This is a genomic window from Cobetia sp. AM6 (assembly GCF_009617955.1).
Classification (GTDB): domain Bacteria; phylum Pseudomonadota; class Gammaproteobacteria; order Pseudomonadales; family Halomonadaceae; genus Cobetia; species Cobetia amphilecti.
In genome coordinates, this window is sequence record NZ_AP021868.1 from 4098387 (window position 1) to 4113404 (window position 15018).

12 protein-coding genes are annotated in these 15018 nt (G+C 63.9%); 8 read left to right on the plus strand and 4 right to left on the minus strand.

Features of this window, described 5'->3' with window-relative positions; all coding sequences use genetic code 11:
* Positions 1–63 precede the first annotated feature (63 nt).
* From CLAM6_RS17165 to metK, 3 genes are all read right to left on the minus strand, one after another.
* Entirely contained in the window at positions 64–1335 is a 1272-nt protein-coding gene (locus CLAM6_RS17165) for a cation:proton antiporter (protein ID WP_054556326.1), read from the minus strand.
* A gap of 153 nt (positions 1336–1488) precedes the next feature.
* On the minus strand, positions 1489–1992 hold the full coding sequence (locus CLAM6_RS17170; protein WP_242007713.1) for a M48 metallopeptidase family protein: 504 nt from the start codon (positions 1990–1992) through the stop codon (positions 1489–1491).
* Between the two features lie 134 nt (positions 1993–2126).
* Entirely contained in the window at positions 2127–3347 is a 1221-nt protein-coding gene (gene metK / locus CLAM6_RS17175) for a methionine adenosyltransferase (protein ID WP_043335733.1), read from the minus strand.
* A 508-nt stretch (positions 3348–3855) separates the two neighbouring features.
* Between metK and tkt the strand changes: the two genes are divergently transcribed.
* The 8 genes from tkt (at position 3856) to CLAM6_RS17215 (ending at position 12833) form a co-directional block, all read left to right on the plus strand.
* On the plus strand, positions 3856–5850 hold the full coding sequence (gene tkt / locus CLAM6_RS17180) for a transketolase (RefSeq protein WP_043335737.1): 1995 nt from the start codon (positions 3856–3858) through the stop codon (positions 5848–5850).
* A 462-nt stretch (positions 5851–6312) separates the two neighbouring features.
* Complete coding sequence (locus CLAM6_RS17185) at positions 6313–7422, plus strand: type I glyceraldehyde-3-phosphate dehydrogenase (RefSeq protein ID WP_242007714.1); 1110 nt, start codon at positions 6313–6315, stop codon at positions 7420–7422.
* On the plus strand, positions 7419–8582 hold the full coding sequence (locus tag CLAM6_RS17190; protein ID WP_043335739.1) for a phosphoglycerate kinase: 1164 nt from the start codon (positions 7419–7421) through the stop codon (positions 8580–8582). The genes CLAM6_RS17185 and CLAM6_RS17190 overlap by 4 nt, the downstream gene beginning before the upstream one ends.
* A gap of 119 nt (positions 8583–8701) precedes the next feature.
* Positions 8702–9766 carry a class II fructose-bisphosphate aldolase gene (fba, locus tag CLAM6_RS17195; RefSeq protein WP_043335741.1) on the plus strand — a complete coding sequence of 355 codons (1065 nt, stop codon included), beginning with the start codon at positions 8702–8704 and terminating at the stop codon, positions 9764–9766.
* 189 nt (positions 9767–9955) lie between these two features.
* The gene (locus CLAM6_RS17200) at positions 9956–10330 is read left to right on the plus strand and encodes a translation initiation factor Sui1 (RefSeq protein ID WP_153636702.1); all 375 of its coding nucleotides are present in this window, start codon (positions 9956–9958) and stop codon (positions 10328–10330) included.
* Between the two features lie 51 nt (positions 10331–10381).
* A complete protein-coding gene (locus CLAM6_RS17205; RefSeq protein WP_153636703.1) occupies positions 10382–10834 on the plus strand; it encodes a YbaY family lipoprotein in 453 nt (150 codons plus the stop codon).
* A 92-nt stretch (positions 10835–10926) separates the two neighbouring features.
* Positions 10927–11847: a nuclease-related domain-containing protein gene (locus tag CLAM6_RS17210; protein ID WP_153636704.1), complete on the plus strand. Its 921-nt coding sequence runs from the start codon at positions 10927–10929 to the stop codon at positions 11845–11847.
* A gap of 149 nt (positions 11848–11996) precedes the next feature.
* On the plus strand, positions 11997–12833 hold the full coding sequence (locus tag CLAM6_RS17215; protein ID WP_107335810.1) for an ATP-grasp domain-containing protein: 837 nt from the start codon (positions 11997–11999) through the stop codon (positions 12831–12833).
* Positions 12834–12942: 109 nt separating this feature from the next.
* Here CLAM6_RS17215 and CLAM6_RS17220 read toward each other — a convergent pair whose 3' ends face one another.
* On the minus strand, positions 12943–14694 hold the full coding sequence (locus tag CLAM6_RS17220) for a BCCT family transporter (protein ID WP_043335751.1): 1752 nt from the start codon (positions 14692–14694) through the stop codon (positions 12943–12945).
* Positions 14695–15018: the final 324 nt, after the last annotated feature.

Sequence of the window (15018 nt, forward strand, 5' to 3'; positions counted from 1 at the left end):
CCGAAACGCAAACGCCCCCTCACTGCTGCCAGTGAAGGGGCGTTTGCTTTGGCAGTCTCTGACTCAGTGCTTGTCGTTCGACTCTCCCGAGTGGCTGCGATCGCCGACCACCGCGGTCACCAGCTTGCCGATGCTCAACCCCTGCACGAGGATCGAGAACAACACGATGATGTAGGTAGTGACCACCAGCGGCTCGCGGAAGTCGCCTTCGGGAATCGCCAGTGCCAGCGCCACCGAGATACCGCCGCGCAGGCCGCCCCAGGTGAGCACGCGCGTGGTGCCGGGGCGGAAGGTGTACCAGCGGCGCAGGAGGCTCAGCGGAAGACCGATCAGCGCAAGGCGCGAGAGCAAAATCACTGCCACCAGCACCAGCGCGATGCCGATCGAGGTCAGCGTGATCGGCATCAGTACCAGTTCGAGGCCGATCAGCACGAACAGCACCGCGTTGAGAATCTCGTCGACCAGCTCCCAGAAGCCGTCCAGGTAGCGGCGGGTGTTGTCGGACATGGCGCCATCACGCGCCATGTTGCCGATGATCAGCCCCGCCACCACCATCGCGATGGGGCCGGAGACATGCAGCGCCGAGGCCAGCGCATAGCCGCCCAGCACCAGCGCCAGACTCAGCATCACCTCGACCTGATACTGGTCGATGCTGCGCATCAGCTGGTAGACCAGCGCGCCCAGCGCCAGCCCGAGCAGGATGCCGCCGCCGGCTTCCTCGAGGAACAAGAGCCCCATGTGGCCGAGCTCGACCTCACCGCTGCCGGCCGACGCCGCGCTCAGCAGTGCGGTGAACAGCACCACCGCCACGCCATCATTGAACAGCGACTCGCCGACGATGCGGATTTCCATGTCGGCAGGCGCGCCGGCACTGCGCATGATGCCGAGCACGGCGATCGGGTCGGTGGGCGAGATCAGCGCACCGAACACCAGGCAATACAGGTAGGGCACCTCGATACCGGCCCACTGGAACAGCCACCAGGCGGCGGAGCCGATCACCAGCGTCGAGATCAGCACGCCCAGCGTGGCCAGCAGGCCGATGGAGCGCCGATAGGCCTTGAGGCGCGAGAGGTCCACGTGCAGCGCGCCGGCAAACAGCAGGAAGGACAGCATGCCGTCCATCAGCAGACTGTTGAAATTGATGCGCCCCAGCCAGTCTTCCGCGGTATCGGCCACGACGGTGGTCACCGCGAAGTGATCGAGCCCGATCACGCCCAGCGACAGCACCAGGCCGATGGCCATCACGCCGATGGTCGGCGGCAGGCGCAGGACGCGATGATTGAACCACATGCACACGGCAGTGATGGTGATGAACAGTGCAGCGAGATTGAGCATCCGAAAACGGTCCTTTGCAGTGGCGCCGATACCCCTGATGGCATGACGTCCTTGTCATTCTTTCCAGTTCTTCTGTCGCGTGAGCGGCCGCGTGGCCGCCAGAACGCATCGTGACTGCCCAGAGCGGCTCATGGCTACCAGAGCGGCTCATGGCTACCAGAGATCGCCGTGGCGTTCACGGTGGCAGAGATAGAGACGCAGCTCGAACTCACGTTGATGATACTCCGGCTGCATGTGACAGCAGAGCCGGTAGAACGCCTTGTCGTGGGCCTTCTCGCGCAGATGCGCCAGCTCATGCACCACGATCATGTTGAGCAGTGGCTCCGGCAGCCGCCGGAACAGCGACGAGATACGGATCTCGTTCTTGGCCTTGAGCTTGTTGCCCTGCACCCGCGACACGAAGGTGTGCAGCCCCAGGGCGTTGTCGATGACGTGAATCCGGTCGTCGTAGATCACCTTGCTGATCGGCGCCGAGCTGCGCAGATACTGATTCTTCAGCGCCATGGTGTAGTCATGCAGCGCCCGCACGCCCTGCAGCTGATGAGGCTCGGGGTACTTGCCGAGAAAGAAGGCTGCCATCTTGCCCGACGCCAGCAGTTCACTCGCCTGCTGTTGGATCTCGGGGGCGTAGCCCTTGAGATAGCGTAGATCAGCCACTGGGCATCTCTCCTGTTGCTGTCCGAAGGAGGGCCAGAGACAAGAAAACCCGCCGAGGCGGGTTTTCTTGTCATGACACCGGGCTGTGAGGGGCGAGACGTCCGCCACCTGCCAGGCCTGTCGAACTAGCGGATTTACAGGCCAGCGGCAGCCTTGAGGCCAGCGGCACGATCGGTCTTTTCCCACGGGAAGGCAGTGAAGGTTTCGGTCTTCTGCTCGCCGCTCACGTCGGTCCAGCTGTAGCTGTGCTCGAACGGCTCACGACCGAAGTGGCCGTAGGCAGCGGTCAGCTGATACATCGGGTGCGCCAGGTCCAGCATGGTAGTGATGGCGTACGGACGCAGGTCGAAGTGCTCGCGCACCAGCTCGACGATCTTGGCATCGCTGATCTTGCCGGTGCCGAAGGTGTTGATCGAGACGGAGGTCGGCTCGGCGACGCCGATGGCGTAGGAGACCTGGATCTCGCACTTGTCGGCCAGGCCGCTGGCGACGACGTTCTTGGCCACGTAGCGACCGGCATAGGCGGCGCTGCGGTCGACCTTGGACGGGTCCTTGCCGGAGAAGGCGCCACCACCGTGACGGGCCATGCCGCCGTAGGTGTCGACGATGATCTTGCGACCCGTCAGACCACAGTCACCCACCGGGCCACCGATGACGAAGTTGCCGGTCGGGTTGATGTGGTATTCGGTGGTCTCGGACAGCCACTCGGCCGGCAGCACCTGCTCGATGATCTCGCGCTTGACCATCGCGCGCAGGTCTTCCTGGGACACTTCCGGGTCATGCTGGGTCGACAGCACGACGGCTTCGACGGCGACCGGCTTGCCGGCTTCGTCGTAGCGGAAGGTGACCTGGCTCTTCGCATCCGGACGCAGCCACGGCAGCATGCCGTTCTTGCGCAGTTCCGCCTGACGCTCCACCAGACGGTGAGCATAGTGGATCGGCGCCGGCATGAAGGAGTCGGTCTCGTTGGTGGCGTAGCCGAACATCAGGCCCTGGTCGCCCGCGCCCTGATCTTCCGGCTTGGTGCGATCGACGCCCTGGGCGATATCGATGCTCTGCTTGCCGATCAGGTTGAGGACACCACAGGTCTCGCCGTCGAAGCCGACGTCGGAAGAGGTATAGCCGATATCGGTGATGACACGACGTACCAGCTCCTCGAGATCCACCCACGCGCTGGTGGAGATCTCACCGGCCACGATGGCAACGCCTGTCTTGACGAGCGTTTCGCACGCGACGCGTGCCTGCTTGTCGCGCGCGATGATGGCATCGAGCACGGCGTCGGAAATCTGGTCGGCAATCTTGTCCGGATGCCCTTCGGACACGGACTCGGATGTGAAGAGTGAGTATTCGCTCATTGGTCCTCGACCCTCTTTTCGGATGCGGGGATGATTCGGCCACTGACGGCAGACTGCGTTGACGACCGAGTAGAAACACGCTTGCGGCGCACGATGAAGCTCAACACGGGCGGTTGAGCCTCGGGGGGGCGAGTTTACACGCCACTTATGTGAGTTCCTAGCGCAATGGGGCCCGTGGGGCCGTCCAATCGAGACCTTTTTGCGACAAGCGCTGCACACAGGGTAATAAGCCGTTGCCACCTTTGGACGAGCGCACATCCCGGATGCGATTTGCCGCGCCCTGTCATCTCGGTGACAATACCCGCCCGGAGATCACGCTCGGACGCGAGTCCGCGCGTACAAGGTTCACGCGACGCACTGTCCTTTCCGGCGCACTGTTTCAGGCGCACAGTCCTGAAGGAGACCCAGGCAGCAGCATGCCCTGGCTCTCGGGATGCACTGAGCGTCCGGCGCAGCACGCCGTGATTCATTGCCCCACTCTTGACGCCCGCAGGCGAGGAGCTACTGCATGCCTTCCCGTTTTGACCTGGCCAACGCCATCCGTGCACTTTCCATGGACGCCGTTCAGAAGGCCAAGTCTGGCCACCCCGGCGCCCCCATGGGCATGGCCGACATCGCTGAAGTGCTCTGGAACGACCACCTCAAGCACAACCCGGCCAACCCGAACTGGGCCGATCGTGACCGCTTCGTGCTGTCCAACGGCCATGGCTCCATGCTGCTCTACTCCCTGTTGCACCTCTCGGGTTATCAGCTGAGCCTTGAAGACCTGCAGAACTTCCGCCAGCTGCACGCCAAGACCGCCGGTCACCCGGAATACGGCTACGCGCCGGGCATCGAGACCACCACCGGCCCGCTGGGTCAGGGCCTGGCCAATGCCGTCGGCATGGCGATCGCCGAGAAGACACTGGCGGCGCAGTTCAACCGTCCGGGTCACACCGTCGTCGACCACACCACCTGGTGCTTCCTGGGTGACGGTTGCATGATGGAAGGCATCTCCCACGAGGTCGGCTCGCTGGCCGGCACCCTGGGTCTGGGCAAGCTGATCGCCCTGTATGACGACAACGGCATCTCCATCGATGGCGAAGTCGAAGGCTGGTTCACCGATGACACCGCCAAGCGTTTCGAGTCCTACGGCTGGCACGTCGTCTCCAACGTCGACGGCCACAAGCCGGAAGAGATCAACGCCGCCATCGCGCTGGCCAAGAGCCACGACGACAAGCCGAGCCTGATCATCTGCAAGACCGTGATCGGCTTCGGCTCCCCGAACAAGGAAGGCACCGAGTCCTGCCACGGCGCACCGCTGGGTGACGACGAAGTCGCTGCCACCCGCGAGAAGCTGGGCTGGACCCACGCGCCCTTCCACGTTCCGGAAGACATCTATCAGGGCTGGGACGCCAGCGAGCGCGGCGCCAAGCTCGAGAGCGACTGGGATGCACGCTTCGCCCGTTACGCCGAAGCACACCCGGAACTGGCCGCCGAGTTCACCCGTCGTCTGGAAGGCAAGCTGCCGCACGCCCTGACCAGCGAGAAGATGATCGAGGATGCCCAGGCCGCCGGCGACAGCCCGGCCTCGCGCAAGGCGTCCTTCGAGTGCCTGAACCAGCTCGGCCCGCAGCTGCCGGAACTGCTCGGCGGCAGTGCCGATCTGGCCCCGTCCAACCTGACCTTCTGGAAGGGCGCCCAGGCGATCACCCGCGAAGACTTCAGCGGCAACTACCTGCACTACGGTGTGCGTGAGTTCGGCATGGGCGCGATCATGAACGGTGCCGGTCTGCACGGCGGCTTCATCCCCTACGGCGCGACCTTCCTGATCTTCATGGAATACATGCGCAACGCCGTTCGCATGGCTGCCCTGATGGGCCAGCAGGCCGTCTACGTCTTCACCCACGACTCCATCGGTCTGGGCGAAGATGGCCCGACGCACCAGCCGATCGAACAGCTGACCAGCCTGCGCACAACGCCGAACCTGTCCACCTGGCGTCCAGCGGATGCCGTGGAAACCGCGGCGGCGTGGGATGCAGCCATCAAGCGTCACTCCGGCCCGACCGCACTGATCCTGTCGCGTCAGAACCTGCCGCACCAGAACCGCGACAAGGCCCAGCTGGCCAACATCAGCCGTGGCGGTTACGTGCTGAAGGACGCCGCCAACGGCCAGCCGGAAGTGATCCTGATCGCCACCGGCTCCGAAGTCGGCCTGGCGATGGATGCCGCCGCCGAGCTGGAAGCCGCCGGTCGCGCCGTGCGTGTCGTGTCCATGCCGGCCACCGACCTGTTCGATGCGCAGGACGCGGAATACCGCGAATCCGTGCTGCCGTCTTCCGTCACCGCACGCGTGGCGATCGAAGCCGGTCATCGTGACTACTGGTTCAAGTATGTCGGCCTGAACGGCGACATCATCGGCATGGAGACCTTCGGGGAATCCGCGCCGGCTGGCGACCTGTTCAAGCACTTCGGCTTCACGGTCGAGAACGTGGTCGAACGCGCCAACAAGCTGCTGGGCTGATCACCGCCTGACCCACCCCGTCGATGACGGAGTGGGATGCAGATCGACGCCGCCGCCTCCCGCTGGGAGCGGCGGCGTTTTCGTCTGTGCGACACTCGGGGAGCCCTCAAGCGTCACCGGCTGTCGCCTGTAGTCGACGTGGCTCACACGAGTCGCGGCTTGATGACACGATTCATCCTGCATGAGCGGTCATTCTCCGGCGATCATGCCCACGACAGACAGCGCAGACGGCGACTACACAACCCCGCCAGTTGGGTAGTGTGACTACGCGTCCTTAGACGAAAAAAACCAGAAATCAGGCGCTTGCGCGCCTTTCGCTCCCTCCGCCCAGCAAAGCGATGCGCTACCATGGACCCCCTGAAAAACACTCGGAACACGACATCCTTGAACCACCAGCCGCCTCTGCCCACCGCCGACGCTCCCCAGGGAGACAAGGCGTCCCGACGCCAGGGAAACGCTCCCTTGCGAGTGGCCATCAATGGCTACGGACGCATCGGTCAGTGTGTGCTGAGAGCGCTGGTAGAACGTGAAGCACGCGGTGAGGCACTGCCGCTGGAAGTGGTCGCGATCAACGAGCTGTCAGACCTGGACACCATCACCTATCTGACCCGCTACGACACCACCCACGGCCGCTTCCCCGGCACGGTGGAACAGCGCGACGGCCAGCTGGTCGTCAACGGCCATGCGATCAGCATCCTGTCCGAGGCCAATCCAGATTGCCTGCCCTGGCGGGCATTGGGGATTGACCTGGTGCTGGAGTGCTCCGGCAGCTTCAAGGACCGCGCCACCGCCGAGCGGCATCTGGCGGCAGGCGCCGGCCGGCTGCTGTTCTCCCAGCCCGGCGATACCGACGCCGATGTCGATGCCACCATCGTGTGCGGCATCAACCAGTCGGCGCTGGCCCCCGCCGAGGCGGGGCAGGCAGGCAGCGGCATGCGCATCGTCTCGGCGGCGTCGTGCACCACCAATTGCCTGATTCCGCTTCTGACGGTGCTGGAAGAGGCCTTCGGACTGGAGCGCGGCGTCACCACCACGGTGCACTCGGCGATGAACGACCAGCCGGTGATCGACGCCTACCACCAGACGGACCTGCGCCTGACGCGCTCGGCGATGAGTTCGATCGTGCCGGTGGACACCGGCCTGGCCAAGGGCATCAACCGCCTGATGCCGCATCTGGAAGGACGCTTCGAATGTCTGCACCTGCGCGTGCCGACCATCAACGTGTCCTGCATGGACATGTCCATCGAGGTGAAGCGTGACGTGAGCGCCGATGAGGTCAATGACCTGCTGCGCGAGGCCTGCGCCCAACGCCTGCAGGGCCTGATGGGATTGAGCGAGGAGCCGACGGCCTCCATCGACTTCAACCACGATCCGCGCTCGGGTATCGTGGATGCGACCCAGACCCGTGTTGCCGGCGGCCGGCTGATCAAGATGCTGTGCTGGTTCGACAACGAATGGGGCTTTGCCAATCGCATGCTGGACGTCGCCACCCATTGGCACGCCTGCGAGATGACAACGCCTCTGGCGAGGGAAGCTCTCTCCACCGATTCACGACCAAGGAACCCGTCATGAACGTGCAAACGATGACCGCCCTCGACCTGTCCGGAAAGCGTGTGCTGATCCGCGAAGATCTCAACGTGCCGATCCGCGACGGTCAGGTGACCAGCGACGCGCGCATCCGTGCCAGCCTGCCGACCATCAAGGCGGCACGCGACGCCGGCGCACGCGTGATGCTGATGAGTCATCTGGGCCGCCCCACCGAGGGTGAGCCGGAAGACCAGTTCTCGCTGGCACCGGTCGCGGCACATCTGGGCGAGCTGCTGGGCAGCCCGGTGCGCCTGATCAACGACTACCTCGACACGGCACCGGATGTCGCCGAAGGCGAGGTCGTGCTGCTGGAGAACGTGCGCTTCAACAAGGGCGAGAAGAAGGACGAGGAATCCCTGTCCCGCGCCTACGCCGCGCTGTGCGATGTCTACGTGATGGATGCCTTCGGCACCGCGCACCGTGCCCAGGCCTCGACCCATGGCGTGGCACGCTTCGCACCGGACGCCTGCGCCGGCCCGCTGCTGGCCGCCGAGCTGGAAGCCCTCGAGAAGGCACTCGCCGCACCGCGTGCGCCGATGGTCGCCATCGTCGGTGGCTCCAAGGTCTCCACCAAGCTCGACGTGCTCAAGGCGCTGTCCGACAAGTGCCATCAGCTGATCGTCGGTGGCGGCATCGCCAACACCTTCATCGCGGCGGCCGGCTACAACGTCGGCAAGTCCCTCTACGAGGCTGACCTGCTCGATACCGCTCGCGCGCTGATGGACAAGGTCGAGATTCCGCTGCCGACCGACGTCGTCGTCGCCACCGAGTTCTCCGACAAGGCCGAAGCCGTCGTGCGCGCCGTCGCCGACGTCCAGGACGACGAGATGATCCTGGATATCGGTCCGGAAACCGCCTCGCGCTTCGGTGCACTGCTCAAGGACGCCGGCACCATTCTGTGGAACGGCCCGGTCGGCGTGTTCGAGATCGAACAGTTCGCCAACGGCACCGAGCAGCTGGCGATGGCCATCGCCGAGAGCGACGCCTTCTCCATCGCCGGCGGTGGCGACACCCTGGCGGCCATCGACAAGTACGACGTCGAGTCGCGCGTCTCCTACATTTCTACCGGTGGCGGCGCCTTCCTCGAATACGTGGAAGGCAAGGTACTGCCGGCCGTTGCGGCATTGGAAGCCGCAGCAAGCTGAACCCGCCTGTGTCCTCATTGGCGCAGGCTTAGAGTCACGGCCACAAGGTCGCTCCCCGTCAGCTGACGGGGGGCACCCGACGCTTCTCCACTCGATTCCTCAAAAAGACAGGTGATGTCATGGCATTGATCAGCATGCGCCAGATGTTGGACCACGCAGCCGAGTACGGATACGGCATCCCGGCGTTCAACGTCAACAACCTCGAGCAGATGCGCGCCATCATGGAAGCCGCCGATCACACCGATTCTCCGGTGATCGTCCAGGCCTCCGCCGGCGCACGCAAATACGCGGGCGCGCCGTTCCTTCGCCACCTCATCCTGGCTGCGGTGGAAGAATTCCCGCATATCCCGGTGGTCATGCACCAGGATCACGGCACCTCGCCGGCAGTCTGCCAGCGCTCCATCCAGCTGGGCTTCAGCTCGGTGATGATGGACGGCTCGCTGGGCGAAGACGGCAAGACCCCGACCAGCTACGAATACAATGTCGATGTGACCCGTCGCACCGTCGAGATGGCCCACGCCTGTGGCGTGTCCGTCGAAGGCGAGCTGGGTTGCCTCGGCTCGTTGGAAACCGGCATGGCCGGTGAAGAAGACGGCATCGGTGCCGAAGGCAAGCTGGACCACGACCAGATGCTGACCGACCCGGAAGAAGCCGCCGACTTCGTCAAGAAGACCCACGTCGATGCCCTGGCCATCGCCATCGGCACCTCCCACGGCGCCTACAAGTTCACCAAGCCGCCGACGGGTGACACCCTGTCCATCCAGCGCATCAAGGAAATCCACGCCCGCATCCCCGAGACTCACCTGGTGATGCACGGCTCTTCCTCCGTGCCGCAGGACTGGCTGGAAATCATCAACGAATACGGCGGCAAGATTCCGGAAACCTACGGCGTGCCGGTCGACGAGATCGTCGAAGGCATCAAGCACGGCGTGCGCAAGATCAACGTCGACACCGACCTGCGTCTGGCCTCTACCGGTTCCATCCGTCGCTTCATGGCGCAGAACCCGTCTGAATTCGACCCGCGCAAGTACCTGAAGGAATCCGTGAAGGCGATGCGCGACATCTGCATCGCCCGCTACGAAGCCTTCGGTGCCGCCGGTCATGGCAGCAAGATCGACCCGATCAACCTCGAAGCGATGTTCGAGCGTTACAACCGTGGCGAGCTGGACCCGAAGATCAACTGATCGGGCGGCACCCGCCAAGGCCTCCCTGCCAGCCTGCCCGCACGCGAGCAGGCAGGGAATGAAGAGAAAGGCGACCCTTCGGGGTCGCCTTTTTTATGCGCCTCAGGGTGCCAGCCTCTCGCGCACGCAGGTATCCTTTCGAGATTCCGTTTGGCATTGATCATTCATCACCGTATCGCAGGAGACATCATGGCCTCGCTCAAGGATCAACTGTCCGGGCTTGTCTATTCCACCGAACATGGCGCAACCTGCCCTGAGTGTCGGCGTGCCGAAGCCGAGTGCGAATGTGCCGACCTCGCCGAGCGTGAACGCCTGGCAAGCCTCGATGGCGTGGTGCGTATCCGTCGCGAGACCAGCGGTCGCAAGGGCAAGGGCGTGACCACCGTGAGCGGGATTCCGCTCGCCGAGAAGGAACTCAAGGCCCTGGCCAAGACTCTCAAGCAGCAGTGCGGCACTGGCGGCAGCCTCAAGGATGGCATCGTGGAGATCCAGGGCGATCACCGCGAGACGCTCAAGGCTGAACTCACGCGGATGGGCTATACCGTCAAGCTGGCCGGTGGCTGAACGCCTGCTGCGCGCACCTTTGCCTTCCATCTCGCTGCACAAGGGATTTCCATGCTGAACTTCATCACGCCACGCCGGCCTTCGGCTCGCACGCTCTCGCTCTCTGGCCTGCTGCTGGCCACGCTCGGGCTGGGTGGCTGCATGACCGGCCCGGACTTCACGCAGCTGGAGGCGCGCGTGGTGCCGCAGCAGGCCTTCACGGCACCGCCGGATGCGATGCTGGAAGTGCGCCTGGTGGATGTCTCCCGCGCCGATGCCGAGGCCGGGCTGATTGCCAGTACCCGCTATGGCGGCCTGCGTGAAGGGCCTTTCCCGGTCAGCCTGCAGTACGATCGCAATGCCATCGAGGAAGGCCATCACTATGCGCTGCAAGCCGATGTGCGCAGCGAGGGTCGCCTGTATTGGATCAATGACAGCGCGGTGCCGGTGCTGGGTGACGCCAGTACCTCACAGGGCGAGGTCGAGATCCCGCTCACGCCGCTGCCGCGTGCGCTGGGCCATTGATGGTGCGTGCGCCCGGCCCGATCAGTACGTTCGACTTGACCAGTACGCTCGACTTGACCAGTAGGCCCGTCTCTCACCGATAGGACACCCCAATGGATTGGCTGGAATACCTGTTACCTGTCTTCTTCCTTACCCCTCTGGGTGCCATCGCGCTGGTGGTGCTGGGCATGCGCGGCCTGCATGAGCGGCGCATCCAGTCGCCACTGACCCGCCGCCAGCTGCGTGAACCGGGCCAGAGCCTGCGTGACCGTCTCGACGAGGCCTTCCAGGCGCTGTTTCTCGACGGGGCGCTCGGGCCGCTCATCACCTTGAGTCCGCTGGTCTACGGCATGGGGCGCATGGTGTTCGGCGAAGAACAGAACTGGCTTGAGTGGGCCGCCTACGGTCTGGCCTGTGCGCTGCTGGTGCTGGTGTTCGCGCTGCGCCTGACGCGGCACTTCCAGCGTATCCGCAAGCTCAAGCTGGGGCTGGCCTGCGAGCTGTCCATCGGTCAGGAACTCGACCAGCTGATCCGCCCGGAACAGCTGACCAGCATGGTCTATCACGACGTGCCGGCCGATGGCTTCCATATCGATCATCTGGTGGTCACCCCCGCCGGCGCCTACGCCATTCGCACCAAGGCGCGCTCGCGTCCGCTGGATGCGCTGGGCGCACTCAAGGATGAGGTCAAGCTCAAGGATGGTCGCCTGTACTTCCCGGGCTATCGCGAGCGCAAACCACTACGCGAGACACGTACCGCACGCGACTGGACGGCCGCCTGGCTGAAGCGTGAATGCGGTGTCGACGTGCCGGTGAAGGGGCTGCTGGCACTGCCGGGATGGCAGATCGTGCGCGAGGGAACCCAGCGCGAGAATGACCCCGAAGTCGTCAATGGCGAGGGCCTGGCCGAGTGGCTGAGCACCCATTGCATGGCTCCCGAAGAAGGTTGCCCGACCCTGGATGACGCCCTCAAGCAGCGCATCAACGAGGCGATTCTCGACCGCGTTCAGGCCGAGCGTCTCGCCACCAGCTGATCCTTTGCCATGCTCCGGCCCCTCGGAGCATGGCAGCGCCAGACAAAGGCTTGCCAAGGCGCCCCGCCCGGCGTTAAATACGCGCCGGTCCAGCCTTGGCAACCTTATCGCGCTATCGCAATGATGGCGCTCTTGGCGACATATCCCGCATGAAACTCATCACCTTCGACGCTTTTCGTACCCTCGGCATTCCCGGTGTTCGTTATATCAAGCCGGAGCGCATGCTGGATCACCTCGACGAGATCCGCGCCGCCGATATCCTGCTGTTTCCCGAATACTGGCAGATCACCACCCTGGTCTACGGCCTCGGCAAACGCATCTTCCCCAGCCTGCCCAGCTACGCGATCGGCCACGACAAGGTCGAGCAGACACGCGTCTTTCAGGCCATCTGCCCGGACAACGTGCCGCCGACCGAGATTCGCGGCGCCAGCCGTCAGGCAATCGACGATATCGAGGCGCGCTTCGGCTACCCGCTGATCGTCAAGGAAGTCAAAAGCTCGATGGGCGTCGGCGTGAAGCTGATCCAGTCGCGTGGCGAACTGGAAGCGCATGCGGCGGAGCATCCGGTGCTGTATGCCCAGCCGCGCCTGGAGATCGACCGCGACCTGCGCATCGTGGTGGTGGGTGGCGAAGTCATCACCGCCTACTGGCGCGTCACGCCGCTGGGCGGCTATCGCTCCAATGTCAGTCAGGGCGGCGAGACGGCCTACGACAATATCCCGGCGCCCGCCATTGCCCTGGCCCTGCACCTGGCGGAGGCACTGAGTGTCGATCATGCCGGCTTCGATATCGCGATGGTCGATGGCCATCCGCTCGTGTTCGAGTTCAACCGCCTGTTCGGCAATCAGGGCATCCCGGACAGCTCGCGGCGCATCGGTGCCGCCATCCTCCGCCATCTGGCGCTCGACAGCAGCGACAACGACCCGACGCCACCGCTACTGACGCCGCGCCGAGTGCGCCGCGCGACACTCGAGGAAACCGGCTGACGCCTTGCGGGCGTACGCCCTTTCCTGCCATGAACGACAAGACGCCGCCCAATGGGCGGCGTCTTGTCGTCTGACACTGGCCTTTCAACTGGCCGGCCGGCTCATCTCCTCACAGGCGCGAGGGACGGCTGTGCGGGTCGCCTTCGATATGATCCTTGGGCGGGTCCTGCCGCGGTTTGCCTGCTGCCGGCACGTCCTCGTCGGGTATTTCCCAAGTGCCGTCTTCGGTCCAGGGGTCGTCTGCCGGGAACTCCTCGATGTTGATTTCCTTGACCGTGTAATCGGGCTGGTAGCGCAGGTCATAGTGCGCGGCACGCACGATGGAGATACACAGCATCAAGGCCACTGCCAATAGCGGCACACCCCCGATGATGGAGGCCGTCTGCAGGGTCTCCAGCCCGCCGATGAACATCAGCACGATGGGCATGAACGACAGGGCGAAGGCCCAGAACAGGCGGTTCCAGCGCATCGGCTCTTCATCGACTTCCTTCTGGACCACAGCGGCCAGAATGTAGGAGATGGAGTCGAAGGTGGTCGCGGTGAAGATCAGCGCCAGCAGCGTGAAGGCGAAGATCACCACGTAGTCCAGCGGCAGCGTGTGCAGCATCGCGAAGATGGCTGCGGTCGGGCTCTGGTCATTGAGGATGGTGACCACGTCCAGCTCACCGGACAGCTGCAGGTAGAGGCCGTAGTTGCCCATCACCATGAAGAACAGGAAGCAGCCCATGGTGCCGAAGAACATCGAACCGGCGACCATGGCGCGGATGGTGCGGCCCCGCGAGATACGCGCGATGAACAGCCCCACGCTGGGCGCGAACACCAGCCACCAGGCCCAGTAGAAGATGGTCCAGTCCTGCGGGAAGTGCGTGTCCTCGAAGCCCTTGAACTCGGCGAACGGTTCAAGCCAGGTGGCCATGTGGATCAGATTGCTCATCACGCGGCCCAGCGCATCCAGGCCGGTATTGGCCATGAACAGGGTCGGCCCCGCGATGAAGATGAACAGCAACAGGCCGACCGCCAGCCAGAAGTTGATGTCTGACAGCAGCTTGATGCCCTTCTTGAGGCCCACGTAGGCGCTGTAGCCGAACAGGGCGGTACACACCAGCAGCACCACGATCTGCGTGGTCAGCGACTTGGGCACCCCGAACAGCTCGTGCACCCCCTCGTTGATCATCGGTGCCGCCAGACCCAGGGTGGTCGCACCGCCGCCCAGCATGCCGAAGATGAAGCTGATATCGATCAGCTTGCCCAGCCAGCCATGCGCCAGCTTTTCGCCCAGCACCGGCATCAGCGCCTCGGAAATCTTCAGCACGCTGTGGTGACGCACGTAGTAGAAGTAGGCGATCGGCACGGCGGGAATCAGGTAGATCGCCCATGCCAGCGGGCCCCAGTGGAAGATGCCGTAGGCCGCGGCCCATTCCGCTGCCTCCGGTGTCTGGCCTTCCACATGGAACGGGGGCGACTGGTAATAGTAGACCCACTCGATCATCGACCAGTACAGGATGGAGGCCCCGATACCGGCACAGAACAGCATCGCCGCCCATGAGACGATGGAGAATTCGGGCTTCTCCTCGGCATCACCGAGCTTTATCTGGCCGATGTCGCTGAAGATGATGTAGATCATGAAGCCGCCGGCCCCCACGCCGAGCAGCAGATAGAGCACACCGAGCTTGCTGGTGACGAAGTTCTTGGCCGCCGATACCCACATCGCGCCCTGCTCGGGGAAGATGACCAGGGGCAGCGTCACTGCCAACAGCAGGAAGATCGAGCCGAAGAAGGTCGGCTTGTCGATCATGTCGAAGGGCTTTTCCGGCCGATCCCCCGCCGCCCTGGCGGATACCTTTCGGGTTTCCTTGCTCATATATAAGCCTCATTTATCGTTATTGCCATGAATGATAACAGCTTATCATGAGTGATTGCGATACACGCATCCCCACTGCGTACAATCCTAGTACAATGATCCAAGCGCCTACGTAAAGTTAATTTAACGCAAGCAAGTCATTTATTAGCGCTTGGCAGGCCGTGGCGTTCAGGCCAAGAGAGAAGCAGGAAGCACGACGACAGGGCTGGCAGCGACAGGCAAATCAGCAGGGAAGGCACAGCCAGAACAGGCAGCGCAGAGGTGGGCAGCCACAGAGGGGTAAGACGCAGGGAAGGCGCAGCAAAGGCAGCAGCTGTCAGACCG

Bases quoted from the DNA above. Each gene is read 5' to 3' on its own strand.
- CLAM6_RS17165 (WP_054556326.1), bottom strand. From the start codon at position 1,335: ATGCTCAATCTCGCTGCACTGTTCATCACCATCACTGCCGTGTGCATG.
- metK (WP_043335733.1), bottom strand. From the start codon at position 3,347: ATGAGCGAATACTCACTCTTCACATCCGAGTCCGTGTCCGAAGGGCAT.
- tkt (WP_043335737.1), top strand. From the start codon at position 3,856: ATGCCTTCCCGTTTTGACCTGGCCAACGCCATCCGTGCACTTTCCATG.
- CLAM6_RS17190 (WP_043335739.1), top strand. From the start codon at position 7,419: ATGAACGTGCAAACGATGACCGCCCTCGACCTGTCCGGAAAGCGTGTG.
- fba (WP_043335741.1), top strand. From the start codon at position 8,702: ATGGCATTGATCAGCATGCGCCAGATGTTGGACCACGCAGCCGAGTAC.
- CLAM6_RS17200 (WP_153636702.1), top strand. From the start codon at position 9,956: ATGGCCTCGCTCAAGGATCAACTGTCCGGGCTTGTCTATTCCACCGAA.
- CLAM6_RS17205 (WP_153636703.1), top strand. From the start codon at position 10,382: ATGCTGAACTTCATCACGCCACGCCGGCCTTCGGCTCGCACGCTCTCG.
- CLAM6_RS17210 (WP_153636704.1), top strand. From the start codon at position 10,927: ATGGATTGGCTGGAATACCTGTTACCTGTCTTCTTCCTTACCCCTCTG.
- CLAM6_RS17215 (WP_107335810.1), top strand. From the start codon at position 11,997: ATGAAACTCATCACCTTCGACGCTTTTCGTACCCTCGGCATTCCCGGT.
- CLAM6_RS17220 (WP_043335751.1), bottom strand. From the start codon at position 14,694: ATGAGCAAGGAAACCCGAAAGGTATCCGCCAGGGCGGCGGGGGATCGG.